The sequence below is a fragment of the Streptomyces poonensis genome, from assembly GCF_014650915.1.
Lineage (GTDB): Bacteria > Actinomycetota > Actinomycetes > Streptomycetales > Streptomycetaceae > Streptomyces > Streptomyces poonensis.
Map to the genome: position 1 here is coordinate 822,966 of NZ_BMVW01000001.1, position 25,133 is coordinate 848,098.

Here is a 25,133-nt window from a genome sequence, read left to right on the forward strand (position 1 = left end):
ACGGATGAGTAACCGTCCCCACTTCTGAGCAGGTACCGAGAGGTACCGACTCCGTACTCCCGCATCCCCCGATCACCTACCGATCACGTACCCGGCGGGTACCGAGCCCGTCACCCTCACGTCCCCCATGAGCAGGCAGGGAGCCGCATCCCGATGTCCGAGCCGAAAGAGCCCCAGGAGATCCAGGAGACCCTGGAAAGCCAGGAGATCGACATCCACACCACCGCGGGCAAGCTCGCGGATCTGCGGCGCCGCATCCACGAAGCGACGCACGCCGGCTCCGGGCGCGCGGTGGAGAAGCAGCACGCGAAGGGCAAGCTGACGGCCCGTGAGCGCATCGAACTGCTGCTGGACGAGGATTCGTTCGTCGAGTTCGACGAGTTCGCCCAGCACCGTTCCACGAACTTCGGCCTGGAGCAGAACCGCCCGTACGGCGACGGCGTCGTCACCGGCTACGGCACGGTGGACGGCCGCCCGGTGGCCGTCTTCTCGCAGGACTTCACGGTCTTCGGCGGCGCCCTCGGCGAGGTCTACGGGCAGAAGATCGTCAAGGTGATGGACTTCGCGCTGAAGACGGGCTGCCCGGTCATCGGCATCAACGACTCCGGCGGCGCCCGCATCCAGGAGGGCGTGGCCTCGCTCGGCGCGTACGGCGAGATCTTCCGCCGCAATGTGCACGCGTCCGGTGTCGTCCCGCAGATCAGCCTGGTCGTCGGCCCGTGCGCGGGCGGCGCGGTCTACTCCCCCGCCATCACCGACTTCACGGTGATGGTCGACCAGACCTCGCACATGTTCATCACAGGACCCGACGTCATCAAGACGGTGACCGGCGAGGACGTCGGCTTCGAGGAGCTGGGCGGCGCCCGCACCCACAACAGCACCTCGGGTGTGGCCCACCACATGGCGGGCGACGAGAAGGACGCCGTCGAGTACGTCAAGCAGCTGCTGTCGTACCTGCCGTCCAACAACCTCAGCGAGCCCCCGGCGTACCCGGAGGAGGCGGACCTCGCCCTCACCGACGAGGACCGCGAGCTGGACGTCCTGGTCCCGGACAGCGCGAACCAGCCGTACGACATGCGCACGGTGATCGAGCACGTGCTGGACGACGCCGAGTTCTTCGAGACGCAGCCGCTGTTCGCGCCGAACATCATCACGGGCTTCGGCCGGGTCGAGGGCGCCCCGGTGGGCGTCGTCGCCAACCAGCCGCTCCAGTTCGCGGGCTGCCTGGACATCGACGCCTCCGAGAAGGCCGCGCGCTTCGTCCGCACCTGCGACGCCTTCAACGTCCCGGTCCTCACCTTCGTGGACGTCCCCGGCTTCCTGCCGGGCGTCGGCCAGGAGCACGAGGGCATCATCCGCCGCGGCGCCAAGCTGATCTACGCGTACGCCGAGGCCACGGTGCCGCTGATCACGGTCATCACCCGCAAGGCGTTCGGCGGCGCGTACGACGTGATGGGCTCCAAGCACCTGGGCGCGGACCTCAACCTCGCCTGGCCGACCGCCCAGATCGCGGTCATGGGCGCCCAGGGCGCGGTCAACATCCTGCACCGGCGCACCATCGCGGCCGCCCCGGAGGAGGAGCGCGAGGAGGTGCGGGCCCGCCTGATCCAGGAGTACGAGGACGCGCTCCTCAACCCGTACACGGCGGCCGAGCGCGGCTACCTCGACGCGGTGATCATGCCGTCCGACACCCGGTCCCACATCGTGCGCGGCCTGCGTCAGCTGCGCACCAAGCGGGAGAACCTGCCGCCGAAGAAGCACGGCAACATCCCGCTCTAGTCCGCACCACCCGTCCACACCCCTCTCCCGCCTCTCTCCGACCCCTTGGAGCCGATGTGACGATCAAGGTCGTACGGGGCAATCCGACCCCCGAGGAGCTGGCCGCCGCACTAGCGGTGGTCAGGGCGCGCGCCGCGGCGGCGGCGGCCGAGCCGTCCGGCGCGCCCCGGCCGCGGGACTCCTGGGCCGATCCGGCCCGCGTCGCCGGCCGCCGGCTGCCCCAGCCGGGCGCGACGGCGTGGAGCCGCACCTTCTGGCCCGGCTAGGACCGGCCCACCGAACGGGACCCGCTGACGGACCCGGCCGCTCCGCTCCGGCGGAACCGCCGGGTCCGTCTACTCATGACGAGCCGCGCAAGTTGAGTACGCGTACTCAGGCGCCGGACCGGCGGCGGTCGCAGCATCGGTGACATGCTGTGGTCCGACCCCGAGAACGAGCCGCCCAAGGAGCTGCGCGACATGCAGGACATGTTGCGGCGGCTGGGCGTCCTGGTGGCGTTGGCCATGGTGCTCGTGATGCTGTGCATCGGAGTGCGGTGAGCCCCGTACCGCGGTCCCCGGCACCGCGGGGCGGGGCCCCGGACGCGCCGCTACCCTGACCGCATGACTGATCAGCCGCGCCGCCGACTCGTGCTCGCCTCCCAGTCCCCCGCCCGGCTCGGCCTGCTCCGCAACGCCGGGTTCGCCCCCGAGGTGATCGTCAGCGGGGTCGACGAGGACGCCGTGACCGCCCCCACCCCCGCCGAGCTGGCCTGTGCGCTGGCCGAGGCGAAGGCCTCCGTGGTGGCGGCGAGGCCGGAGGCCCGGGGCGCGCTGGTGATCGGCTGCGACTCGGTGCTCGACCTGGACGGCCAGGCGCTCGGCAAGCCCGCGGACGCCGAGGAGGCCACCGCGCGCTGGAAGTCGATGCGCGGCCGGGCGGGCACGCTCCAGACGGGGCACTGCGTGTGGGACACCGTGAGCGGCCGGTACGTGTCCGGCACGGCGTCCACCGTGGTCCGCTTCGGCGAGCCCACGGACGAGGAGATCGCCGCGTACGTCGCCTCGGGTGAGCCCCTCCACGTCGCCGGCGCGTTCACGCTCGACGGCCGCTCGGCTCCCTTCGTCGACGGCATCGACGGCGACCACGGCAACGTCATCGGGCTCAGCCTCCCGCTGCTCCGGCGCCTGCTGCACGAGCTGGGCGTGGGCATCACGGAGCTGTGGGCGCCCGCGCGGGACTGAGCGGGACCGAACCGGTCCGCGGTCAGGTGGTGCCGGGCGCGAGGGGCGCCCGGTCGCCCTGCGGGGCCGCGTCCGCCGGCCCGTCCGGGCGGTCGTACGTCATCAGCGTGAGCACGACCAGTCCGAACACCACCATCATGAAGGCGAACGCGCCCCAGCCCACGAGGCCCACCGCGAACGCGCCGAGCAGGGCGTGCACCACGGCCGCGCTGAGGAGCAGGATGCGCCCGAGGCCGTGCGCGGGCCGGTTCCGCAGGGCGACGGCCAGCGCGGCGACGCCGCACAGCAGGAAGTACAGGCCGAAGACCACGCCGCCCGCCTTCGAGGCCACGGACATGGCATGCGGGTCGAGCCCGCCGAGCGACATGGACTGGCGTTCGACGACGATGCCGAGGAACCAGTTGAAGCAGGCGATCGCCGCCGCTTCCACGAAGAGCACGAGCGCCGTGACCACTGCCACCGGTCTTCGGATCACCGGTCCCCACCCGCCTTCACTGCCGCCGCGCACGCCCGGTGGCGTCGGCTGTTACCCGTAGTACTCGCCGAGACATCGCGCAGGCTACTTACGGGTAAACCCGGGGACAAGGGTTCTGACGACAGCAAAGAATCGTTGGGCCATTAGTAGGGATTCCACAAAGAAACCCTGGTGCCCGCAGCACGGCCTCATAGAGACCTTGACCACACCGGAGAGCTAGGGTTTCCCCGAGGAGTCCTGTGCAGTCCACCGCGACAAGGGATTTCATCGGTCGAGCGAGCCTCGGGTCACGCTCCGTGTGGGCAAGCTCACCATTGAGGACGGGTCGAAACGCCGTGTCGGCAGTCCCTAAACTCGGCTTGTTTCAAGGAGAGGGAGCCATCGTGCGCAAGGTGTTGATCGCCAACCGTGGCGAAATCGCTGTCCGCGTCGCCCGGGCCTGCCGGGACGCCGGGATCGCGAGCGTGGCCGTGTACGCCGAGCCGGACCGGGACGCTCTGCACGTCCGCGCGGCGGACGAGGCGTTCGCCCTGGGCGGTGACACCCCGGCCACCAGTTACCTGGACATCGCCAAGGTGCTCCAGGCGGCCAAGGACTCGGGGGCGGACGCGATCCACCCCGGCTACGGGTTCCTCTCCGAGAACGCCGAGTTCGCGCAGGCCGTCCTGGACGCGGGCCTGATCTGGATCGGCCCGCCGCCGCAGGCCATCCGCGACCTGGGCGACAAGGTGGCGGCCCGGCACATCGCGCAGCGCGCGGGCGCCCCGCTGGTGGCCGGCACCCCCGACCCGGTGTCGGGCGCCGAGGAGGTCGTCGCGTTCGCCGAGGAGCACGGTCTGCCGATCGCCATCAAGGCGGCCTTCGGCGGCGGCGGCCGCGGCCTGAAGGTCGCCCGCACCCTGGACGAGGTGCCCGAGCTGTACGACTCGGCCGTCCGTGAGGCGGTCGCCGCGTTCGGCCGGGGTGAGTGCTTCGTCGAGCGCTACCTGGACAAGCCGCGCCACGTGGAGACCCAGTGCCTGGCCGACCAGCACGGCAACGTGGTCGTCGTCTCCACCCGTGACTGCTCCCTCCAGCGCCGCCACCAGAAGCTGGTCGAGGAGGCCCCCGCGCCGTTCCTGTCCGAGGAGCAGGTCGCCGAGCTGTACTCCGCCTCGAAGGCGATCCTGAAGGAGGCCGGCTACGTCGGCGCCGGCACCGTGGAGTTCCTGGTCGGCGTCGACGGCACGATCTCCTTCCTGGAGGTCAACACCCGCCTCCAGGTCGAGCACCCGGTCACCGAGGAGGTCGCCGGCATCGACCTGGTGCGCGAGATGTTCCGCATCGCCGACGGCGAGGAGCTCGGCTACGGCGACCCGGTGCTGCGCGGCCATTCCTTCGAGTTCCGGATCAACGGCGAGGACCCGGGCCGCAACTTCCTCCCGGCCCCCGGCACGGTGACGAGGTTCGACCCGCCCGCGGGCCCGGGTGTGCGCCTGGACGCGGGCGTGGAGTCCGGCAGCGTGATCGGCCCGGCCTGGGACTCCCTGCTGGCCAAGCTGATCGTCACCGGCCGCACCCGCAAGGAGGCGCTGGAGCGTGCCGCCCGCGCGCTGAACGAGTTCACCGTGGAGGGCATGGCCACCGCCATCCCGTTCCACCGCGCGGTGGTCACCGACCCGGCGTTCGCGCCCGAGCTGACCGGCTCCGAGGAGCCGTTCGCGGTGCACACCCGGTGGATCGAGACCGAGTTCGTCAACGAGATCAAGCCCTTCGCCGCCCCGGCCGACGGCGCCGAGGCCGAGGACGAGACGAACCGCGAGACCGTCGTCGTCGAGGTGGGCGGCAAGCGCCTGGAGGTCTCCCTCCCGGCCTCGCTGGGCATGTCCCTGGCCCGCACGGGCCTGGCCGCGGGCGCCAAGCCGAAGCGGCGCGCGGCGAAGAAGTCCGGCCCGGTGGCCTCCGGTGACACGCTCGCCTCGCCGATGCAGGGCACCATCGTCAAGGTCGCCGTCGAGGAGGGCCAGGAGGTCCAGGAGGGCGACCTGGTCGTCGTCCTGGAGGCGATGAAGATGGAGCAGCCGCTCAACGCGCACAAGGCCGGCACCATCAAGGGCCTGACCGCCGAGGTCGGCGCGTCCCTCACCTCCGGCGCCGCCATCTGTGAGATCAAGGACTGAGCCGTACGGCACACTGCGTACGACGACGAGTACGACCACGCCGGGGCGCCCGGCGGACCGCGGCAGCCGGTCCGCCGGGCGCCCTGGCGCGTTCCCCCGAGGGCCCTCGGGCGGCGCGGTGGCATGCTGGAGGCCGGCCGGTGCGGTGAGGGGAACGGTGGAGGCCATGACGAGCAGGGCCCCGGGCGGGGCCGCCCAGGCGGGCCCGCGGGCGGGCGGGCAGCCGCCGCGGCAGCAGCGGGCCGACGCCCGGCGCAACCGCGAGCGGCTTCTCGTGGCGGCGCGCGCGGCTTTCGCCGCCCATGGCACGGACGCGTCGCTGGAGGACGTGGCGAAGCGCGCCGGCGTGGGCATCGGCACCCTGTACCGGCACTTCCCCAACCGGCACGCGCTGCTGAGCGCGGTCTTCGCCGACGCGGCGGAGCAACTCCTCGCGCGTTCCCGCGAGTTGCTGGTCGATCCGGAGCCGTGCGCCGCGCTCGTGGCCTGGCTGCGCGAGATGATCAGTCATGCGGGCGAGTACCGGGGGCTGTCACGGGCGCTGATGGCGGTCTCGTCCTCCGCCTCGCCGGACCGCGGTTCGGAGCTGGCCCGGTGCGGCGGCCCGATCCGCGAGGCGGGTGGCGCCCTGCTCACCCGCGCGCAGGAGGCAGGGGCCGTACGCGCGGAGGTCCGGATCGGCGATCTCCTCCAGCTGACCCATGCGATCGCGCTCGCGGCCGAGGAGACGCCGGACGACCCCGGACTGGCCGACCGGCTTCTCACCCTGACCCTCAGCGGACTGCGCGCGTACCCCGCCTTGGACGGGCCGCGCCCGAGTCCCGCCGCTGACGGGCCGCGCCCGTGAAAAGGCGGGCTTTCGTCCTTGCGCGCCGGGGATCAGGGTGATCCACACCCGGCCGTCGGCACGGACAGTAACCGTCCGTGCTTCCGCCCGGGCACGGTCAGCGGCGGCGGAGGTCCGCCACTCGGGCCCGTTCCCGTTCGGCACCGGCGGCCTGGTCGCCCAGCACACCGGCCGTACGCAGGCCCGGGCTTCCGCCGCCCGGCACCTGGCCCCGGCGCGGGCCCGGAAGGGGCACGTCCCGGCGCCGTGAGGAGGAAGCCGGGACGGGATCACCTCCCGAGGCCCCGGCGACCGCGATCGACACGCCCTGGTCGGCGAGGGCCTGGAGCTCGGTGGCCGCGCGGTCGTCGTGCCCGGGCGGCTCGTCGGTCACCAGGCGGGTGATCACGTCGGTCGGCACGGTCTGGAACATGGTGTCCGTCCCGAGCTTGGTGTGGTCGGCGAGGACCACCACCTCCGCGGCCGCCTGGACCAGGGCCCGGTCGACGGAGGCCGAGAGCATGTTGGACGTGGACAGACCGCGCTCGGCGGTGAGTCCGCTCCCGGAGAGGAAGGCCCGCGAGACTCTCAGCCCCTGCAGGGACTGCTCCGCTCCGGAGCCGACCAGGGCGTAGTTGGAACCGCGGAGGGTGCCGCCGGTCATCACGACCTCCACCCGGTTGGCGTGGGCCAGAGCCTGCGCCACCAGCAGGGAGTTCGTGACGACGGTCAGGCCGGGCACCCGCGCGAGCCGGCGTGCCAGCTCCTGCGTGGTGGTGCCCGCTCCGACCACGATGGCCTCGCCCTCTTCGACGAAGCCCGCGGCGAGATCGGCGATGGCCGTCTTCTCGGCGGTCGCGAGATGGGACTTCTGCGGAAAGCCGGACTCCCGCGTGAACCCGCCCGGCAGTACCGCACCGCCGTGCCGGCGGTCGAGGAGTCCTTCTGCCTCCAGTGCGCGCACGTCCCGCCGTACGGTCACTTCGGAGGTCTGGACGACGCGGGCGAGCTCACGGAGCGACACGGCACCGTTCGCTCGCACCATTTCGAGGATCAATTGGCGACGTTCTGCAGCGAACACGAAACTGACAGTAACGCGGCCGACCGTCTACTTTCAGCAGTTTGCGCCGAATAACAGAAGTTGTTCGCACGGCAGACCATGAAGTGGTATAGGCGCTTCTTGCTCGGCTTCCCGTCGTGCGCACAGCCGACAACTCCCCGCCCCCGGCGGGGAGTCCGCGCCACCTGCTCAGCTCCCGGCGGCCGTCTTCCGGGTGTGCAGCTGCCGGGCCACCTCGGCGATCGAGCCCGAAAGGGACGGGTACACGGTGAACGCGTTCGCGATCTGTTCGACGGTCAGGTTGTTGTCGACCGCGATCGAGATCGGGTGGATCAGTTCCGAGGCGCGCGGCGCCACCACGACACCGCCGACGACGATCCCGGTGCCGGGCCGGCAGAAGATCTTCACGAAGCCGTCCCGGATGCCCTGCATCTTCGCGCGCGGGTTGCGCAGCAGCGGCAGCTTCACCACCTTGGCGTCGATCTTGCCCGCGTCGACGTCGGCCTGCGTGTAGCCGACGGTCGCGATCTCGGGGTCGGTGAAGACGTTGGACGAGACGGTCTTCAGGTTCAGCGGGGCCACCGCGTCGCCGAGGAAGTGGTACATGGCGATACGGCCCTGCATGGCGGCCACCGAGGCGAGGGCGAAGACACCGGTCACGTCACCGGCGGCGTACACGCCCGGGGCCGTCGTCCGGGACACCTTGTCGGTCCAGATGTGCCCGGACTCGCGGAGCTTGACCCCGGCCTCCTCCAGGCCCATGCCCGCGCTGTTCGGGATGGCGCCCACGGCCATCAGGCAGTGCGTGCCGCTGATGACCCGGCCGTCGGCGAGGGTGACCTCGACCCGGTCGCCGACGCGCTTGGCGGACTGGGCACGGGAGCGGGCCATCACGTTCATGCCCCGGCGCCGGAAGACGTCCTCCAGCACGGCGGCGGCGTCCGGGTCCTCGCCCGGCAGCACGCGGTCCCGGCTGGAGACGAGCGTCACGCGCGATCCGAGCGCCTGGTAGGCCCCGGCGAACTCGGCACCGGTGACACCGGATCCGACCACGATGAGCTCCTCGGGCAGCTCGTCGAGGTCGTACACCTGGGTCCAGTTGAGGATGCGCTCCCCGTCCGGCTTGGCGTCGGGCAGCTCCCGCGGGTGCCCGCCGGTGGCGATGAGCACGGCGTCCGCGGTGAGGGTCTCCTCGGTCCCGTCGGCGGCGCGTACGACGACCCTGCGCGACCCGTCGAGCGCCTGCTGCCCCTCCAGCCGGCCGCGTCCGCGCATCACCCGCGCGCCCGCGCGCGTGACGGAGGCCGTGATGTCGTGGGACTGGGCGAGCGCGAGCCGCTTCACACGCCGGTTGACCTTGCCGAGGTCGACACCCACCACGCGCGCGGGGCTGTCGATGTGAGGAGTGTCATCGGCAACGATGATGCCGAGCTCCTCATAAGAGGAATCAAACGTCGTCATCACCTCTGCGGTGGCGATGAGAGTCTTCGAGGGCACGCAGTCGGTGAGCACCGACGCCCCGCCCAGACCGTCGCAGTCGACGACGGTCACCTCCGCACCGAGCTGCGCGGCCACCAGGGCCGCTTCGTATCCGCCGGGTCCGCCACCGATGATCACGATCCGAGTCACGTACTCCATTGTCCCGCACGCGCAGCGCGGCACGGCCTCCGGGGGCGGCAGGAGCCTCCTGAGGCGTCCACCACCCCCTGAGACAACAGGAACACCCCACTCGTACAAAACAACAAGACAACGATCGCAACCCATCAGCATCGACATCTACGCGCGTAGGCCGGGACCGGCTACTCTCGTCCGCGTGAACGCATCTCTTCTTCCGGACGACATCCAGGGCGACCCGTACGCCGCCGCCGACGCCGCCGCGACGCGCCTGCGCGAGCTCACGGGCGCGGAGACCCACGACGTCGCCCTCGTGATGGGCTCCGGCTGGGCCCCGGCCGTGGACGCGCTCGGCGCCCCCGAGACCGAGATCCAGGTCACCGAACTGCCGGGCTTCCCGCCCCCCGCCGTGGAGGGCCACGGCGGCAAGATCCGCTCGTACCGGATCGGTGACAAGCGTGCGCTCGTCTTCCTGGGCCGCACCCACTACTACGAGGGCCACGGTGTCGCGGCCGTCGCCCACGGCGTCCGCACCGCCGTCGCGGCCGGCGCCAAGACGATCGTCCTGACCAACGGCTGCGGCGGCCTCCGCGCGGACATGCGCCCCGGCCAGCCGGTCCTGATCAGCGACCACATCAACCTCACCGCCACCTCCCCCATCGTCGGCGCCAACTTCGTCGACCTCACCGACCTCTACTCCCCGCGCCTGCGCGCCCTGTGCAAGGAGGTCGACCCCACCCTGGAGGAGGGCGTCTACGCCCAGTTCACGGGCCCGCACTACGAGACCCCGGCCGAGATCCGCATGGCCCGCACCATCGGCGCCGACCTGGTCGGCATGTCCACGGTGCTGGAGGCCATCGCGGCCCGCGAGGCGGGCGCCGAGGTCCTGGGCATCTCCCTGGTCACCAACCTCGCCGCCGGCATGACGGGCGAGCCCCTCAACCACGAGGAGGTCCTCCAGGCCGGCCGCGACTCGGCGACCCGGATGGGCTCCCTGCTGACCCAGGTGCTGAACAAGATCTGACCGCCGGGGGGCGTGACACCGGGCCCCACGGCCGGGCGGCCGCGTACGGCGGGAAGGGGGCGTGTCGGGGGTGTCCGCGGCAGCGGCCGGCGGTCCACCACCGGCCGCCCTCCCGAAGCGACACGGAACCCGCCGGACCGAGCACGGACACCCCCCGGCGTGTCCCCGACCCACTCCGAACCGCAGGCGCCCGAGCCACGACGGCGGAGAACACGAACACGCGCCCCCGCCCCCGACACTCCGGCGAACCGCCGGCGGCAACCGGCGGGAAACCACGCCCCCGCACCCCGCCCGTACCAAAGCCAGGTGCCCGAGCCCGCCCGACGGGAACTCATCAAGGGCGCACACCCCCAGCGAGCACTCCGGCAAGCCCAGCGGAGCGCCCCCGTACGACCAAGAGAGGCTGGACCCGACGTGCAGGACGAACTCATCGCGCGGGCCAAGGCGTGGCTGGCCGAGGACCCCGACCCGGACACCCGTGAGGAACTGGCCGGCCTCATCGACGCCGGCGACACGGCGGAGATCGCGGCGCGCTTCGCCGGCACCCTCCAGTTCGGCACCGCGGGCCTGCGCGGCGCCCTCGGCGCCGGCCCGATGCGCATGAACCGCGCGGTCGTCATCCGCGCCGCCGCGGGCCTCGCCGCGTACCTCAAGGACCAGGGCCACACGGACGGCCTCGTCGTCATCGGCTACGACGCCCGTCACAAGTCCGCCGACTTCGCCCGCGACACCGCCGCCGTGATGACCGGCGCGGGTCTGCGCGCCGCGGTCCTCCCGCGCCCCCTCCCCACCCCCGTCCTCGCCTTCGCGATCCGGCACCTCGGCGCGGTCGCCGGCGTCGAGGTCACCGCGAGCCACAACCCGCCCCGCGACAACGGCTACAAGGTCTACCTCGGCGACGGCTCCCAGATCGTCCCCCCGGCGGACGCCGAGATCGCCGCCCGCATCGACGCCGTGGGCGGCCTGGACGACGTACCGCGCCCGGACTCCGGCTGGGAGACCCTCGACGACGGTGTCCTCGACGCGTACCTGGCCCGTACGGACGCCGTCCTCGCCCCCGGCTCCCCGCGCACGGCCCGCACCGTCTACACGGCGATGCACGGCGTCGGCAAGGACGTGGTCCTCGCCGCCTTCGCCCGCGCGGGCTTTCCGGAGCCCGTCCTCGTCGCCGAGCAGGCCGAACCCGACCCGGACTTCCCGACCGTCGCCTTCCCCAACCCGGAGGAGCCGGGTGCGATGGACCTGGCCTTCGCCACCGCCCGTGCCACGGACCCGGCCCCCGACCTGGTCATCGCCAACGACCCGGACGCCGACCGCTGCGCCGTCGCCGTGCGTGACGGCGACGGCTGGCGCATGCTCCGCGGCGACGAGGTCGGCGCGCTCCTCGCGGCCCACCTGGTGCGCCGCGGAGCGCGCGGCACGTTCGCCGAGTCGATCGTCTCCTCCTCCCTCCTCGGCCGCATCGCAGAGAAGGCGGGCCTGCCGTACGAGGAGACCCTCACCGGCTTCAAGTGGATCGCCCGCGTCGAGGGCCTGCGGTACGGCTACGAGGAGGCCCTCGGCTACTGCGTCGACCCGGAGGGCGTGCGCGACAAGGACGGCGTCACCGCCGCGCTCCTGGTCACCGAGCTCGCCTCCGTGCTCAAGGAGGAGAAGCGCACGCTCCTCGACCTCCTGGACGACCTCGCGGTCGAGCACGGGCTGCACGCCACGGACCAGCTCTCGGTCCGCGTCCAGGACCTGTCGGTCATCGCGGACGCCATGCGCCGGCTGCGCGAGCACCCGCCGACCGAACTCGCGGGCCTGCCCGTCACCCGCGCCGAGGATCTGACCGAGGGCACGGACACGCTGCCGCCCACGGACGGCCTGCGCTACACGCTGGACGGCGCCCGGGTGATCGTCCGCCCGAGCGGCACGGAGCCGAAGCTGAAGTGCTACCTGGAGGTGGTCGTCCCGGTCACCGCGCACGACGCTCTCCCGGCGGCCCGCGAGAAGGCGGCGGACCTGCTCGCCGCGCTCAAGCGGGACCTGTCGGCGGCGGCGGGCATCTGAGCCGCCGCCACCACAGCCACGGAACCGGCGCACGCTGACGAGGGGGTGTCCCGCCGGGGCACCCCCTCGCCTCAGCCGGAGGCCGCGGTGGTGGGGTCGGACGGGGCGGCGCCGGGGGCGGCGCCGGTGGTGTCGGTGGGCGTGGAGGAAGCCGGGGCTTCGGTGGACGGACCGGGGTCCGGGGCGGTCTCCTCGGAGGTCTCCGTGGGTACGGGTTCGGCGGTGGGGCCGATGGGCGTTTCACGCGGGCCGTGCCGGGGTTCCCGCCCGGCTCTTGCGCGGCCGGCGGCGGTGCCACGGGGGCACCGAAGCCGTCGCCCACGTCCGCCTCGCCCGGCCGGCCGGCGTCCCCCTCGCCATCCGCGTCGGCCGAGCCGTCCGCATCGGCCGGGCCGTCCGCATCGGCCGGGCCGTCCGCATCGGCCGGGCCGTCCGTGCCGCGCAGGCCACGCCGGGTGCGCAGCCGTGTACCCACACGGCGCACGGGTCTGGTGAGCGAACGGGGCATGAAGGCACTCCTGGGAGCAGGAACACGAGGAACTGGGGAATCGGGAATTGGCAGGCCCGCACACGGAGATGTGGCGTTCCGGTTCGGCGTCCGACGCTAGGCAACGGGGGGGGCGGCCACGCCGGTGCCCCTGGCCGACTCCGAGGGGCTGAGGAGAGGTGAACAAGCAGTTCGCTTCGCGTGCGTGCGCCCCTGGTATCCCGAATGCCCCCTGATTCACACGGAGTTGGGCTGTCGCATGCTCCCCGGCCGCCCGCTCCGCCCTCTTCCGCCCCACCATGGGACGGCGGTCCGGAGCACGCCGCCCACCCCCCTGGCGCGGCGTCCGGACCAGGCGGCGGACCGCCCGCCCCCTCAACTCACGGGACGTACGCCGCCACAGGCCGGACGCGGGTGCCAGCCGCCCCTCTCAGATCCGCAGGAGATAGCTGAACCCCGTGTCCGGCCCCACGCACGACTGAAGGGTGAGGTCGCCCCAGTACAGCCCGGCCGCCGGTACACCGCGCCCGGGGGTGACGTAGTTCGCGTACACCTCGTAGGTCCGGCTGCCGCGCACGGTGGTCAGCGTGACGCGGGTGCCGACGGGCAGGTCGGCGAACCGGTCGAAGCCGTTGCAGTAGTCGTGGCCGACGATGACGAGGGTCTCCATCTCGTACCCGTCCTCCCGCCCGATCTCCGGGCCGGCCCACTGGACGGCGTCGCGGCAGGCGTCCACGTCGCTCTGGTCGCCGCGCGCGACGTACGACGACCAGCCGCCGATCCGGATGACGGCACGGCCGGGCGCCGGGTTGGGTCCGGTGCCGCCGGCAGCGCGCTCGCGGGCGGTCGGAGTGCTCGGCGGCGCGGTGCGGGAGAGGTCGGGGCCGCGGGTGCGGCGGGTGGCGGCCGGGGCGGAGGGTGCCCGCGTGGCGGGGGCGGACGCGGCCCGGGACGTACGGCCGGCGGCGGGGCTCGGCGGCGGGAAGGCGGGGGCGGAGGTGGCCGGTCCGTTCGTGGCGGCGGCCGGGCCGCTCGCGGAGGAGGACGGCCCGGCCGTCGCCGCCGCCGTCGGCCCGGAGGCGTCCTGCGCCCGCGCGAGGGGGGTCCGCCCCGTCCCTGTGGCGGCGTCGCCGCCGGGGGTGCCGCAGCCCGCGAGCAGGGCGGCCACGGTCGCGGTCGCCAGCACGGCCGCGGCCCCCGCCGCCCGGGGCCGTACGGGCCGCCGTGTCACCCGAAGCGCCCGTTCACGTAGTCGGACGTCCGCTCGTCCTGCGGCGAGTCGAACATCGCCTCGGTGTCGCCGTGTTCGACGATCACGCCCGGTGTGCCGTGGGAGGCCAGGAAGAAGGCGCAGGTGTCGGAGACGCGGGCGGCCTGCTGCATGTTGTGGGTGACGATGACGATGGTCACCTCGGACTTCAGCTCGGCGATGGTCTCCTCGATGCGCCGGGTGGAGGTCGGGTCGAGCGCCGAGCAGGGTTCGTCCATGAGCAGCACCCTGGGCCGCACGGCCAGGGAGCGGGCGATGCACAGACGCTGCTGCTGGCCGCCGGAGAGGGCGCCGCCGGGCTGGCGGAGCCGGTCCTTGACCTCCTTCCACAGCCCGCCCTTGGTCAGGCACTCCTCGACCAGGTCGTCCTTGCCCTCCTTGGACGCCTTGATGGCGTTGAGCCTCAGCCCGGCGAGGACGTTGTCGTAGATCGACATGGCGGGGAAGGGGTTCGGCTTCTGGAAGACCATGCCGATCTCGCGGCGGGCGTGGGTGATGCGCCGGCCGCGGTCGTAGATGTCCTGCTCGTCGAGGAGGACGCGGCCCGCGAGCGAGGCCGAGCCGATCAGCTCGTGCATCCGGTTGAGGATGCGCAGAAAGGTCGACTTGCCGCAGCCGGAGGGGCCGATGAGGGCGGTGACCTGGCGGGCGGGCATGGTGAGCGAGACCCGGTCGAGGACCTTGTGGTCGCCGAACCAGGCCGAGACCGCTTCGGCGCGCAGGGTCGCCGGGCCCCGGCCGGTGACGACCCGCGGTACGACGACGGTGTCCGCCAGGTCGGCGGTTGCGGTGGCGGTTGTGGTGGCGGTTGCGGTACCGGTGATGTCGGTGGACATGGGTGGTGTCAGCTCCCGGGAGGCTCTGGTCGGCTGATCGGCCGGTCGGTTGATCGGCCGGTCGTTCGGAGGGCGTCGGTCAGAGGAGGTTCGGCAGCAGCTCGGTGAGGGCGCCCGCGTCGGCGAGGCCCAGCGCGGCCAGCACGGGCACGGCGCAGATCCAGGTCTGCCAGTTGCCCCAGAAGCGGTGCGCGGCCACCGTCAGCAGCGAGGCGAGCAGCAGGCCCTGGGTCCACAGGAAGACCGCGAGCCAGGCGTCGCCGTGGGTGCCCAGCACCTGTTCGGAGTCGGCGATCCAGCCGGAGGCCAGGACGCGCGGCGGGCTGGGCTGCACGGGCGTGAGCAGCTTGGCGTCGACGCGCAGCACGCCGCTCGGGGTGTAGGGCCCGCCAGTGGCGGTGATGAGGGTGAGCCGTCCCTGTCCTTCGGCGATCGGGGCGGGCAGTTCGTCGCCGGCCCGGCGGACGCCGGTGACCTCGTAGACCGCCTTGCCCTGGCCGGTGGTCAGTTCGACGCGGCTGCCGGTGGGGAGCCGGCGGATGTCCTTGAAGGGGCTGCCGTAGGCCCACTGGCGGCCCATGACGACGGAGGTGCCGGCCTGGCCGGGCAGCGGGGTGTCCCGGCGGTGGCCGGGCCCCGACATCAGTACCTCGGACGTGGTCCCCTCGGCGACGACCTCTTCCAGATCGAGCGCGGGGATCCGCAGCAGCGCCACGGGGGCGCCCATCTCCAGCAGGTTGCCCTCGTAGTCGCGCTGTCCCACGGGGGCGATGCCGAGGGCGAGCTGGCGGCGCAGTTCGTCGTAGGCGATCTCCTGGGCGCGGGCGTGCTGGAGGTGACCGGCGATCGTGAGGTTCGCGGCGAACCCGAGCAGCACGGCGGCCAGGACGCACAGGGCCGCCCCGGCGAGTGCGAGCCCGGGGCGGGCGGGGGGCCGCGGCCCGTCCTTGCGGGGTGCGGCGGGCGCGGGCGACGGAGGTGGTGGTACGGCGGGCGGGGCGGCCGTGGGCGGCGGGGCGAGCGTGGTCACGGGGTGCGCTCCTGGGAGGCGGGCGGGTGGACGGAGCGGCGGGCGGGCCCGGGGGAACGTCGGTGTGCGTCCCCGGACCGCCCGGCCGGTCGGTGGTGCCGCGGTTCGGTGGTCCAGCGGTGCCGCGGTTCGGTGGTTCAGCGGTGCTGCGGGGTGTCTCCGCCGAAGGCCAGCAGGCCCTTGCGGCGCATGTGGATCACCAGGGCCGAACCGGCGCAGAGCAGCGCGAGCGCGGTCAGTCCGACGGCGCCGGCCTGGGCGCCGGTGGAGGCCATGGAGCCGCCGGTTCCGGTGCCGCCGGTCCCGCCGGTGCCGCCGCCGGTCGAGCCGCCCGTGCCGGTGCCGCCGCCGTCGGTGCCGCCGTTGTCCGTCCCGCCGGTGTCACCGGGTGTCGTCTCGGAACCGGAGGGCTCGGGGCTCTCGCCCGGCTCCTCACCGGTGGTGAACGCGAACGCGACGGAGTGCCCGTCGGCCTTGTCCTCGGCCAGCGTCAGCACGTGGTCACCGTCCTCGATCTTCTCCGGGACGGTGAACTCGTACTCCTCGACGGTGCCGTCGCCGTTCGCCTCGGCGTCCTCGAAGGTCTCCTCGCTGTCGGCGAGGGTGACCTCGACCGTGGCCTCGGCGGTGTAGCCGCGGGCGGTGATCCGCACGGTCTGGCCGGGCCGGAGGTTCGGGTTCGCGTCGAGGGCGGTGCCGTCCTCGTCGGTGACGTCCAGGTCGGCGGGCTCGGCCGGGTCGGGGGACTCCTCCACCTCGTCGGTGCTGACGAAGCTGAAGTTCGCGGAGTTGCCGCCGAGCGAGAAGCGCAGGTCGTGCTCGTCGTTGCTCAGGCCGTCGGGCACGGTGAACGCGTAGTCGGTGATGGTGCCGTCCGGGCCGGCGGTGACGTCCTCGAACGTCGCGTTGCTGTTGGTGACGTTCACGGCCGCCCTGGCTCCCGGCTCGAAGCCCTGCACCGTGACCTTCACGGTCTCGCCGATGTGGAGGGTCGGCTTGGCGCCGAGCGGGTCGCCGTCGGCGTCCTTGGCGCTGACGACGTACCCGGTCTGCGTGCCCACGTCGTCCTGTGCGCCGCTGTACGCGTCGGGGTCGGCGGGGGTGAACGTGGCGGTGTACGACGTGGCGCCGCCGACCGCGGGTGCCTTGACCGTCTTCTCGGCCGTGCCGCCGGTGACCTCGGCCGTGCCGAGAGCGGTCTCACCCCGCTTGAACTCCACCGTGCCCGCGGCGTCGGCGGGCCGCACGGTGGCCGTGAGCTTGACGTCCCCGTTGACGGGGACGTCGGTGGACGCGTTCAGTTCGAGGGTCGTGGCCTGCTGCTCCAGCAGGGTCCAGGTGTCTCCGGACACCCGGATCTTGGCGAGGAAGCGGTCGGCGCTCGGGCTCGTGCCGCACGTCAGTGCCAGCGTGTACGTGCCGTCGTAGGGGGCGGTGCCGAGCGCGGCCTGCAGGCTTCCGCTGCCCGCCGACTTGAGGTCCACCGTGAACGGGGCCGTTCCGGCCTCGACCTTCTCCGTCGACAGGGCGAGGGCGTAGCCCGCGGGAACGCCGCTGCCCTCCACGATCACCCGCAGCAGGACGTTGCCCGGGGCGGTCATGCCGGCGCAGCCGGTGCTCGACGTGGCGGACGTGGCCATGGGAGAGTCCGAGATCTTGCCCGAGGCGGGGTTGAGCGTGAACTTCCCCAGGTCCGTGTCCGCGTCCGCACGGCTGGACAGGGCCAGCACCCCGGCCAGGGCGGCGAACAGCAGGGCGCAGCAGGTCAACAGCGATATCGGTGATCTGAGGTGTGCGAGTCGGTGGTTCATCTCACGGTCCCCCCATTGGGATTCGGTCGGGATGGCGGTCGGGATGGGATACGCCGCTGGGCCGGGCACCCGATGGGTGCCCGGCCGGTGTGCGGTGCGGGGTGGTGATCAGCGCTCGGCCTGGAAGGCCTGGGCGCCGCAGTCGGCACCGAGGGTGCCGAAGCCGTAGTCGGTGATGGTGGCGGCCGCCGCGCAGACCTTCGAGCCGGAGCCCACGAAGGTCGACGCGATCTTCGCGTCGGTCAGCTTGCCGGTCGGGACGACGTTGTAGACGTCACGGGCGAGGGGGAAGGCGGTGTTCAGCTTGTTGCCGTCGGTGGCGACGCGCGGGGCGACCCCGTCGATGCCGCCCAGGGCGGCGTCGCCGAGACGGTTCTCGACCGTGAACTTCTCCTGGGCGATGTACTGGGCCACGGAGAAGGGGACGATGTCGCCCGCGCTGTCCAGCACGGTGCCGTCGTTCTCCTGGACGCCCTGCTGGACGCAGGTGCCGGGCGTCGTCACCTCGATGGACTGGAGGAAGAACTGCCGGGTGCCGGAGTTGGCCTGCGGCAGGACCGGGGTGAGCGTGACGCCGTTCAGCGACGTCAGGTTGCACTCGTAGATGTTCTTGAGCTGGGCCTTGGTCAGGTTGCTCGGCAGGGCGCTGCCGGAGGTCTTCGCCCAGGAGACCGCGTCCTTGGCGTACCTGAGCCAGGTCAGGTCCGTGGTGGAGGTGTCCACCGGGCCACGCGAGGAGCGGGCGAAGTCGAAACAGCCGGTGCCGTTGTCCACGGCGGCGCGCAGGGCGTCGATGCCGGCCGAGGAACCGTTCGGACGCGCGATGTCGGTGCAGGCGGCCGTCGACTTGGTCGTGATCCTGGAGCTGCCCGTGGCGTTCCAGGACGCGATGACCTTCGCGTTGGCGCTGTCCTTGACGACGTCGCCGAGGCCGTTCAGCACGTCCTGGGTGGTGTCGGAGCCGGAGCCCGCCAGCTGGCGCAGCTCGGTCACCGGGTTGGGGTCCGCGTAGGCGGCGGGAACGGCCAGGGCGCCCAGGCCGAGGGCTGCAGCACCGATACCGGCACCGATACGCATGCGGGACTTGACGTTCACTTCGGTTCTCCTCCGTGGAAACGGATCGAGGAATGGACGTGCAAGTGAATCCGGATTGTTTGACGACACCGACCCGTCGATCGGCCGGGTAGAACAATCCCGCGTACTCGCCCCGGCGACCACCAATTCCAGTCGCGCATCAGGTTACGAATCCCTTTCCTAGACGACTCATAGAGAATGCACGGAATGATGTGCGTGTGCCCCGGGGCCGTACGCGCCCCGGGGAACACGGGCACCTCGGGACGGTCAGCCGCCGCTCACCGCGCGGCGGGCCGAGAGGCGCAGCATGATCGGGCCGGCCAGTCCGGCGACTCCGCCGGCGATCAGCACACCGAGCAGCACCCAGCGGACCAGCCCGAGCACCTCGCCCGGGGTGAGGCCGCCGGACTGGGCCACGTTCTGCCTCGCCGGGTCCGTCCCGGACGGGTCGGACGGTGCGGAGCCGGCCGGGCCGGCCGCCGGGCCGGTGGCGTCACCGGCCGTCCCGGCCGTGCCGGTGCCGCCCGCGACACCGCCGCCGTCCGTACCGCCGGTGAGTCCGCCGGTCGTGCCCCCGCTCGTGCCGCTCAGGTCGTCGTTCTGCCCCGGCGCGTCCGGGCCCGGCGATCCGGAGGAGTCCGGCGCGCCCTTCTCCAGCCGGTCGGCGGCCTGCCGCGCCTGCTCGCGCAGGGGGTCGGGCAGGGGCGCGTAGCCGTAGGGCAGCTGGCCCTTGGCCGTGCCCTGCGTCTGTCCCTCGCCGGCCGCGTACCGGATCACCTTGGCGTAGTCCTGCCGCGCGTCCTCGGCCTGGCCGAGCGAGGCCGCCGCGTACACCACGGTGGCCAGCGGATAGGCGCCGCCCTTCATCCTGCCGGGGTCGGCCGCCTTGACGCCGGCCACGTCCGAGTCGTGCATCTGCGCGACCGCCTCGAGCAGGGACGCGTCGGTCGGCTCGACGTACTCCCCGTCGGCGTTGGGCAGGGCGGCGGTGCTCAGCTGGTACCGCGCGGCCGACACGTTGTCCACGATGCCGAACGCGCGCTGATCGGTCAGGACCGGACGGCCGAGAGGCGTCAGCTTCGTCGTCGCGCTCGGGTAGCTGACAGCGCACTCGTAAGCGGTGCCGATGTCACCGCGGCGGACCTTCACCGCGGCTTCGTGCATGTCGGCCACGTAGGGGACGACGTCCTGCCCGGTCCGCTCCATCGAGTACGTGGCGTCGTTGCACGTCACGGTCGTGGGCGTGAGGTCGGCCTTGGGGTAGTAGTCCAGCGACTCCGAGATCATCCCCGGCTCGTACTCGGGGTTGATCTTCATGCCCCAGGGGTCCTCTTTCCCCTCGATGAATTCCCGCGCGTCCCGGTCGGCCAGGATGTACCGCCAGATCAGCTGAGCGGAATCGGAATTGTCCAGGGCGACGGCCAGGCCCAGGGGGGACTGGTATTCGCTCTTCAGTGAATCCAGTGCCGGCAGTCCTGCGTTCAGTTTCTGGAATTCGGGGTCCTGGCCGATGGTCCGCGGATTGTCGCCCAGATATGCGGGCGTCCTGTCCGACGGTGAGACGAGGGAGAGCGCGTAGGACTGCGTGAGCACCTTGGCCAGGAGCCTCTGGTTGAGTTTCAGCTCCCCCATGGGCGCCATGTTCGCGGTCTCGCCGATCCCCGCCCGGTCGTACATCCAGACGAACCCGATCGTCAGGCCGTTGACCGCGACGGGGGCGTGCACCACCTCCGCCGACCCCTCGGCCGCCTCGACCGGGTTCACCGTGAGGCCGAGCCCGGTCGTGTCGCTCGGCGTCCTGGCGACCTCCCGGCCGTGCAGCTCACTGGACTGGGTGTACGTGAACCGGTGGGACCCGGTCCGGCACAGCGCGGCCTGCCACGACGTGACCGCGTCGGTCGCCAGCTCGGAGCCCTCGATGCCGCGCTCCGGCTTGTCCGTGTCGCAGTCGTCCGTGACCGGCTCGAAGCCCAGGCGGAAGACGATCCGCTGGTTCCAGTTGGACTGGCTCAGCGCCGAGCTGTTCAGTGCGCCGCTGTTGCCCGTGCCGCCGTCCGGTTCGTGCTCGCCCCTCGGGACGACGACCAGCCAGCACGGCCGGGCCTCGCCCACCGACGTGGTGCGCGCCCCGCAGCCCAGGTGCGGGGACTCCAGCGCCGACTTGGCCTCGAACACCACCTCGCCGCCGCCGTCGCCGTCATGGGGCAGCCACGGGAGGGCGTTGGTGTCCTCCGGGGAGAAGTAGGTGTAGTCACGGCTGGCGGTGGTCTCGGGCCCCTCGACCGGCCGGAACGGCGCGAAGGCGTAACCGGACGAGTCCGGCGCGTACTCCGTCTCCAGCGGGTCGCGCAGGCTCGGCGTGGCGATGTCGCGCAGGGAGCCCGGCTGCGCCTTGCTGTCCGCCCCCCACTCGCACTGCTCCCGGTCCGGGCCCGCCTGCGGGTCGTCCCCCCAGCACTGCATGATCTGCAGGAAGTTCTGGCCCTTCAGCCGTGCGGGCTCGCCACCGGTCCACGTCACCCGGACGCCCTGCCCCCGCAGCCCCTCCGTCTGGTGCACCGTGACCTTCAGGCCGGAGAAGTCGTCGTACGTCCCCTTCGCCCCGCTCTTGGTCACCGCGGACTCCGGCGCCGTGGCGGCCTGCGCCTCCTGCGTACCCTTCGGCAGCGGCAGCAGCGCGATCACCAGCGCGGAGAGCAGACAGCCCACGCTCGTGGCCACCCGGCGCCGCCCGGAACCGGAGGACGCCGCCCCCGCCCGGAGTCCGCGTACGGTACGAACCGTCGGCCGTCTCATCAGAAACCTCCTCTGCGGCGGGTGCGTGCCGCGAGGGCCCGCGCGGTGAGCGGCGGTCCCACGACCACCGCGACGAGCAGGACGGCCGACAGCCCCATCAGGGCGCCGCGCAGGCCGAAGGCGTCGGCGGAGGCGAGGCTGACGGGGTTGGCCGCGACGGAGGTGTCGCCGCCGCCGGTGCCGTCGCCGCTGATCAGCTCGCCGGTGTCGGGGTCGACCGCGCCGCCGGAGGCCCCGCCCGCGCCGGCGTTCTCCTGGGCGTCGGGCGTTCCGTCACCGTCGGTGTCGGCGCCCCCGCTCCCGCCTCCGGAGGCGGATCCGGAGCCGCCGGAGGAGCCCGAACCGCCGGTGCCGGTGCCGCTGCCGCCGGAGGACGAGCCCGTGCCGCCGGAACCGCCCTGCGCGCTCGGCTTCACCGGGGTGTCGGTGTCCGCGGCACCGGCGGTGCCGTCGGTGCACTGTGTGCGCCCCTTCTTGTCGCAGGCCTTGGGGTGGGGCGCGTTCTTGATGAGGGTGTTGACGCCGCCCGAGAAGGTGGGGTTGCGGCATTCGTTGATGTTGATGTTCGCCGTGGGCGCGCCCGGCACCTTGCGGAGCTGGTCGAAGCCCGCCTCGACGAGGTTCTTCGGCAGCGGCGAGTAGCCGAGCCGGTCGGCCTGCTGCTGGCCGTCGCAGAGGAAGTACCGGCCGAACGTGCCGAGGGAGTTGCCCTTGGGCTTGGTGAAGCCGGCCTCCTCCTTGGTGGGCAGGATCATGTAGCTGTAGCTGGACAGCGGGTAGGTGCGGTCGTCCCCGTTGTCGTAGACCCCGTCCAGGATCTGTGTCAGGTAGTTGGCGGACCGCTCGTTCTGGTTGATCTCGGCCTTGGTCAGGGCGACCGCGACGCTGGAGGCGGTGGGCTCGACGTAGTAGTCGCTCTTGTTGAGCACCTTGGCCACCGGGAAGCCGGTGTTCTTGGCGTAGGAGTACTCGACGTAGGTGATGGCGCCCTCGCCGGAGGCCTGGCGCACATGGCCGGACACGCCGAGGGAGCCGGACTTCGAGACCATCGCCGAGCCGCTGAGGAGCGGGTAGTTGGAGGTCATGCCGCAGTCACCGCCGCCGCGGCCGGTACGGGAGCAGTAGTCGCCCCAGACGGCCGGGTGCTCCTTGGACATCCAGGTGGTGAACTGGGCGCTGGTGCCGGAGCCGTCGGAGCGGACCACCGGCACGATCTGCCGGGCCGGCAGGGACAGGCCCGGGTTGTCGGCGGCGATCGCGGAGTCGTTCCAGCGCGTGATCCTCCCGGTGAAGATCTTCGCGATGACGTCGCCCGACAGCCGCAGGTTCGTGACCATCTTGCCGTTGATCCTGAGGTTGTACATGAACGCCGTGCCACCGGCCACGATCGGCATGTAGGCGTAACCGCGCTGCGGCGGCACGTCCGTGATCCCCTGGTCCTTCAGGCCGTAGGGGATCTCGGAGACGGCGAAGTCGACGGTGTTGTTCTTGAACTGCTCGCGGCCCTGCGACGAGCCGTTGGCCGTGAAGTTCACCGTCATGCCGTAGTTGGCCTTGACGTTGCGGATCCACTGCTGGACGGCGTTGGAGCTCCAGGTGGACCCGGAGCCCGTGATCTTGGCGTACGAGGCCGCGGCGGCGGGTGGTGTGTGGACGGCCGGCAACGCGCACAGCACTGACAGCACGGTCGCCGCCAGACGGAAACGAGTGGCGGGTTTCACGACGAACTCCCGGGTTGGGTGGGGGAAGTGGCTGACGAATCGAAAGGCTGCGGCTGTGACTGCGGCTGCGGCTGCGTGCCCGCACCGGACCCCGCACCGGACCCCGCACCACCCCCCGTACCGGTGGACGGGGGCGGTACGGCGGGAGCGTTTGTCTTGTCCGGGGCGGCTGTCGGTTCGGGGGCGGCCGACGGCTCGGAGGCGGCCGACGCATCCAGGTCGGCCGTTGACTCGAGGCCGACCGTCGCCCTGGGGGCGGCCGTTCCCTCAAGGTCGGCCGTCTTGCCCCGGTCCGCCGTCTTGCCCCGGTCCGCCGTCTTGCCCCGGTCCGCCGTCTCGTCCCGGTCCGCCGTCTCGTCCCGGTCCGCCGGAACTCCCATGGCCGGCGCTCCGGTGGCCGGAGCCGCGGTGGCCGGAGCCGCGGATGCCGCATCGGACGGATCCGTGGCCGGTGTCCCCCACGACACGGGGGGCAGCACCGTGGCCGGCACGGTGGGCGATACGACGGTGGGCGCGTCGGGCGCGCGCGTGCCCGTCGCGCCCGCGGTGGGCGGCGCCGCGGTCGATGCCCCGCTCGACGCCGTGACCGGCTCACCAGGCCGCCCCGAGCGTCCCGGCCGTCCCGGGCGCCCCGGATCCCCCGCCCGTTCGGCGAAGCGACGCGCGTCGCGCCGCGAGGCGACCACGCGCCGGTGCTCCTGGCGCCGGGTCAGCTGCCCCGGACCACGGCCGCCGACGATGCGCGCGGCCACGAACAGCAGCAGCACCAGCGCCATGAGCAGCGAGGCGGTACCGAAACCGCGGGAGACCATGGTGGGCTCGGGCGACTTCACGAACTCGAACGTCGCCAGCGGCAGGGAGACCATCGCGCCGTGCAGCGGATCGAGGTTCAGCTCGGTGGTGAAGCCCGCCGTCAGCAGCACCGGTGAGGTCTCGCCGATGCCGCGCGCGGTGCCCAGAATCACCGAGGTGGTCAGACCGGAGCGGCAGGTGGGCAGGACGACGTGCCAGACGGTGCGCCAGCGGCTCGTGCCCATCGCGTAGGCGGCCTCGCGCAGGGTGCCGGGCACCAGCCGGATGACGACGTCCGCCGCCCGGATGATGATCGGCAGCATCATCACCGACAGGGCGAGCGAGGCGGCGAGGCCGGACTGGTCCATGCCGAGCCCGAGGATCACGGTCGCGTAGACGAACAGTCCGGCGACGATCGACGGCAGCGCGGTCATCGCCTCGACGATGGTCCGCACGAACCGGGCGTACGGGCCGGGCACCTCGCTGAGGAACACCGCGCAGACCAGGCCGACCGGCACGGTGATCGCCAGCGCGATGACGATCATGATGAGCGTGCCGGCCGCCGCGTGCAGGGCGCCGCCGACGCTCAACGGCTCCAGCGGACCCGCCAGTTCCATGTCCTCGGTGAAGAAGTTCAGGTGGACGAGCGCCTTGCGGCCCTCCACGAGCGCGTACACCACGACGATCGTCAGGATCGCCACCAGCAGGACGCCCATCGACCGCACCACGGCCGCCGCGATCCGGTCCACCACCGCCGGTCCGTCCTCGTCGAAGGAGACGAGCAGCGCGTACACCAGCAGGAACAGGACGTACGCCAGGACGACGAAGCCCACGGCACCGTCGAACGGCAGCAGCCGGCCGAACAGCAGCCAGGTCAGCGAGAGCGCGGCGGCCGCGGCGCCGGTCACGGCGTACACATCGGTGCTGCGCAGCGAACCGAGACCCCGGCGGCGCTCGCCGCCGGGGTCGGCGGTGAGCGGTGGGCCGGGCAGCGTCGTACGCGGACGTCTCGGCGCCTGACGCGCGGCGGGCGCTTCAGGGGCAAGGGTCATGGTGGCTCTTTCCTCCGGGTGCGGGCGGCCGAGTGGGACAAGGAGAGTCGTC

The 25,133-nt window shown here is 72.6% G+C and carries 19 protein-coding genes; 8 read left to right on the top strand and 11 right to left on the bottom strand.

The window, feature by feature from the left end; translation table 11 throughout:
• Positions 1 to 153: 153 nt before the first annotated feature.
• From IE242_RS03625 to IE242_RS03635, 4 genes are all read left to right on the top strand, one after another.
• Positions 154 to 1,779 (top strand): acyl-CoA carboxylase subunit beta, encoded by a 1,626-nt coding sequence (locus IE242_RS03625; RefSeq protein ID WP_189855177.1) that lies wholly within the window; start codon positions 154 to 156, stop codon positions 1,777 to 1,779.
• A gap of 56 nt (positions 1,780 to 1,835) precedes the next feature.
• Entirely contained in the window at positions 1,836 to 2,045 is a 210-nt protein-coding gene (locus tag IE242_RS03630; RefSeq protein ID WP_189855179.1) for an acyl-CoA carboxylase epsilon subunit, read from the top strand.
• 144 nt (positions 2,046 to 2,189) lie between these two features.
• Positions 2,190 to 2,318 (top strand): morphogenic membrane protein MmpB, encoded by a 129-nt coding sequence (gene mmpB, locus IE242_RS38515; RefSeq protein WP_268249421.1) that lies wholly within the window; start codon positions 2,190 to 2,192, stop codon positions 2,316 to 2,318.
• A 63-nt stretch (positions 2,319 to 2,381) separates the two neighbouring features.
• A complete protein-coding gene (locus tag IE242_RS03635; protein WP_189855181.1) occupies positions 2,382 to 3,002 on the top strand; it encodes a nucleoside triphosphate pyrophosphatase in 621 nt (206 codons plus the stop codon).
• A gap of 22 nt (positions 3,003 to 3,024) precedes the next feature.
• Here the strand turns inward: IE242_RS03635 and IE242_RS03640 are convergent, their stop codons facing one another.
• A complete protein-coding gene (locus IE242_RS03640) occupies positions 3,025 to 3,477 on the bottom strand; it encodes a hypothetical protein (protein ID WP_189855183.1) in 453 nt (150 codons plus the stop codon).
• A gap of 383 nt (positions 3,478 to 3,860) precedes the next feature.
• On the opposite strand from IE242_RS03640, the gene IE242_RS03645 reads away from it, so the two are divergent.
• Positions 3,861 to 5,636 (top strand): acetyl/propionyl/methylcrotonyl-CoA carboxylase subunit alpha, encoded by a 1,776-nt coding sequence (locus IE242_RS03645; protein WP_189855185.1) that lies wholly within the window; start codon positions 3,861 to 3,863, stop codon positions 5,634 to 5,636.
• A 166-nt stretch (positions 5,637 to 5,802) separates the two neighbouring features.
• Positions 5,803 to 6,483, top strand: a complete 681-nt coding sequence (locus IE242_RS03650) for a TetR/AcrR family transcriptional regulator (RefSeq protein ID WP_189855187.1) — start codon at positions 5,803 to 5,805, stop codon at positions 6,481 to 6,483.
• Positions 6,484 to 6,580: 97 nt separating this feature from the next.
• On the opposite strand, the gene IE242_RS03655 is transcribed toward IE242_RS03650, so the two are convergent.
• Complete coding sequence (locus IE242_RS03655) at positions 6,581 to 7,543, bottom strand: DeoR/GlpR family DNA-binding transcription regulator (protein ID WP_189855189.1); 963 nt, start codon at positions 7,541 to 7,543, stop codon at positions 6,581 to 6,583.
• Positions 7,544 to 7,711: 168 nt separating this feature from the next.
• Positions 7,712 to 9,160 carry an NAD(P)H-quinone dehydrogenase gene (locus IE242_RS03660; protein WP_189855190.1) on the bottom strand — a complete coding sequence of 483 codons (1,449 nt, stop codon included), beginning with the start codon at positions 9,158 to 9,160 and terminating at the stop codon, positions 7,712 to 7,714.
• 175 nt (positions 9,161 to 9,335) lie between these two features.
• Here IE242_RS03660 and IE242_RS03665 point away from each other — a divergent pair, with 175 nt between their 5' ends.
• Positions 9,336 to 10,160 carry a purine-nucleoside phosphorylase gene (locus IE242_RS03665; RefSeq protein WP_189855191.1) on the top strand — a complete coding sequence of 275 codons (825 nt, stop codon included), beginning with the start codon at positions 9,336 to 9,338 and terminating at the stop codon, positions 10,158 to 10,160.
• A 414-nt stretch (positions 10,161 to 10,574) separates the two neighbouring features.
• Entirely contained in the window at positions 10,575 to 12,212 is a 1,638-nt protein-coding gene (locus IE242_RS03670) for a phospho-sugar mutase (RefSeq protein ID WP_189855192.1), read from the top strand.
• A 917-nt stretch (positions 12,213 to 13,129) separates the two neighbouring features.
• On the opposite strand, the gene IE242_RS03675 is transcribed toward IE242_RS03670, so the two are convergent.
• From IE242_RS03675 to pstA, 8 genes are all read right to left on the bottom strand, one after another.
• Entirely contained in the window at positions 13,130 to 13,930 is an 801-nt protein-coding gene (locus IE242_RS03675; protein ID WP_189855193.1) for a sortase family protein, read from the bottom strand.
• Positions 13,927 to 14,805 (bottom strand): phosphate ABC transporter ATP-binding protein PstB, encoded by an 879-nt coding sequence (pstB, locus tag IE242_RS03680; protein WP_189855194.1) that lies wholly within the window; start codon positions 14,803 to 14,805, stop codon positions 13,927 to 13,929. Before pstB ends, IE242_RS03675 begins: the two co-directional genes overlap by 4 nt.
• A 79-nt stretch (positions 14,806 to 14,884) precedes the next feature.
• On the bottom strand, positions 14,885 to 15,835 hold the full coding sequence (locus IE242_RS03685) for a sortase (RefSeq protein WP_189855195.1): 951 nt from the start codon (positions 15,833 to 15,835) through the stop codon (positions 14,885 to 14,887).
• 137 nt (positions 15,836 to 15,972) lie between these two features.
• Positions 15,973 to 17,646: an Ig-like domain repeat protein gene (locus IE242_RS03690; RefSeq protein ID WP_189855196.1), complete on the bottom strand. Its 1,674-nt coding sequence runs from the start codon at positions 17,644 to 17,646 to the stop codon at positions 15,973 to 15,975.
• Between the two features lie 108 nt (positions 17,647 to 17,754).
• Positions 17,755 to 18,741, bottom strand: a complete 987-nt coding sequence (locus IE242_RS03695; protein ID WP_189855197.1) for a substrate-binding domain-containing protein — start codon at positions 18,739 to 18,741, stop codon at positions 17,755 to 17,757.
• Between the two features lie 246 nt (positions 18,742 to 18,987).
• Positions 18,988 to 21,516: a hypothetical protein gene (locus tag IE242_RS03700; RefSeq protein WP_189855199.1), complete on the bottom strand. Its 2,529-nt coding sequence runs from the start codon at positions 21,514 to 21,516 to the stop codon at positions 18,988 to 18,990.
• Positions 21,516 to 23,237 carry a phosphate ABC transporter substrate-binding protein PstS gene (gene pstS / locus IE242_RS03705; protein ID WP_229858112.1) on the bottom strand — a complete coding sequence of 574 codons (1,722 nt, stop codon included), beginning with the start codon at positions 23,235 to 23,237 and terminating at the stop codon, positions 21,516 to 21,518. The genes IE242_RS03700 and pstS overlap by 1 nt, the downstream gene beginning before the upstream one ends.
• Positions 23,234 to 25,081 (bottom strand): phosphate ABC transporter permease PstA, encoded by a 1,848-nt coding sequence (gene pstA, locus IE242_RS37345; protein WP_229858115.1) that lies wholly within the window; start codon positions 25,079 to 25,081, stop codon positions 23,234 to 23,236. Before pstA ends, pstS begins: the two co-directional genes overlap by 4 nt.
• Positions 25,082 to 25,133 lie beyond the last annotated feature (52 nt).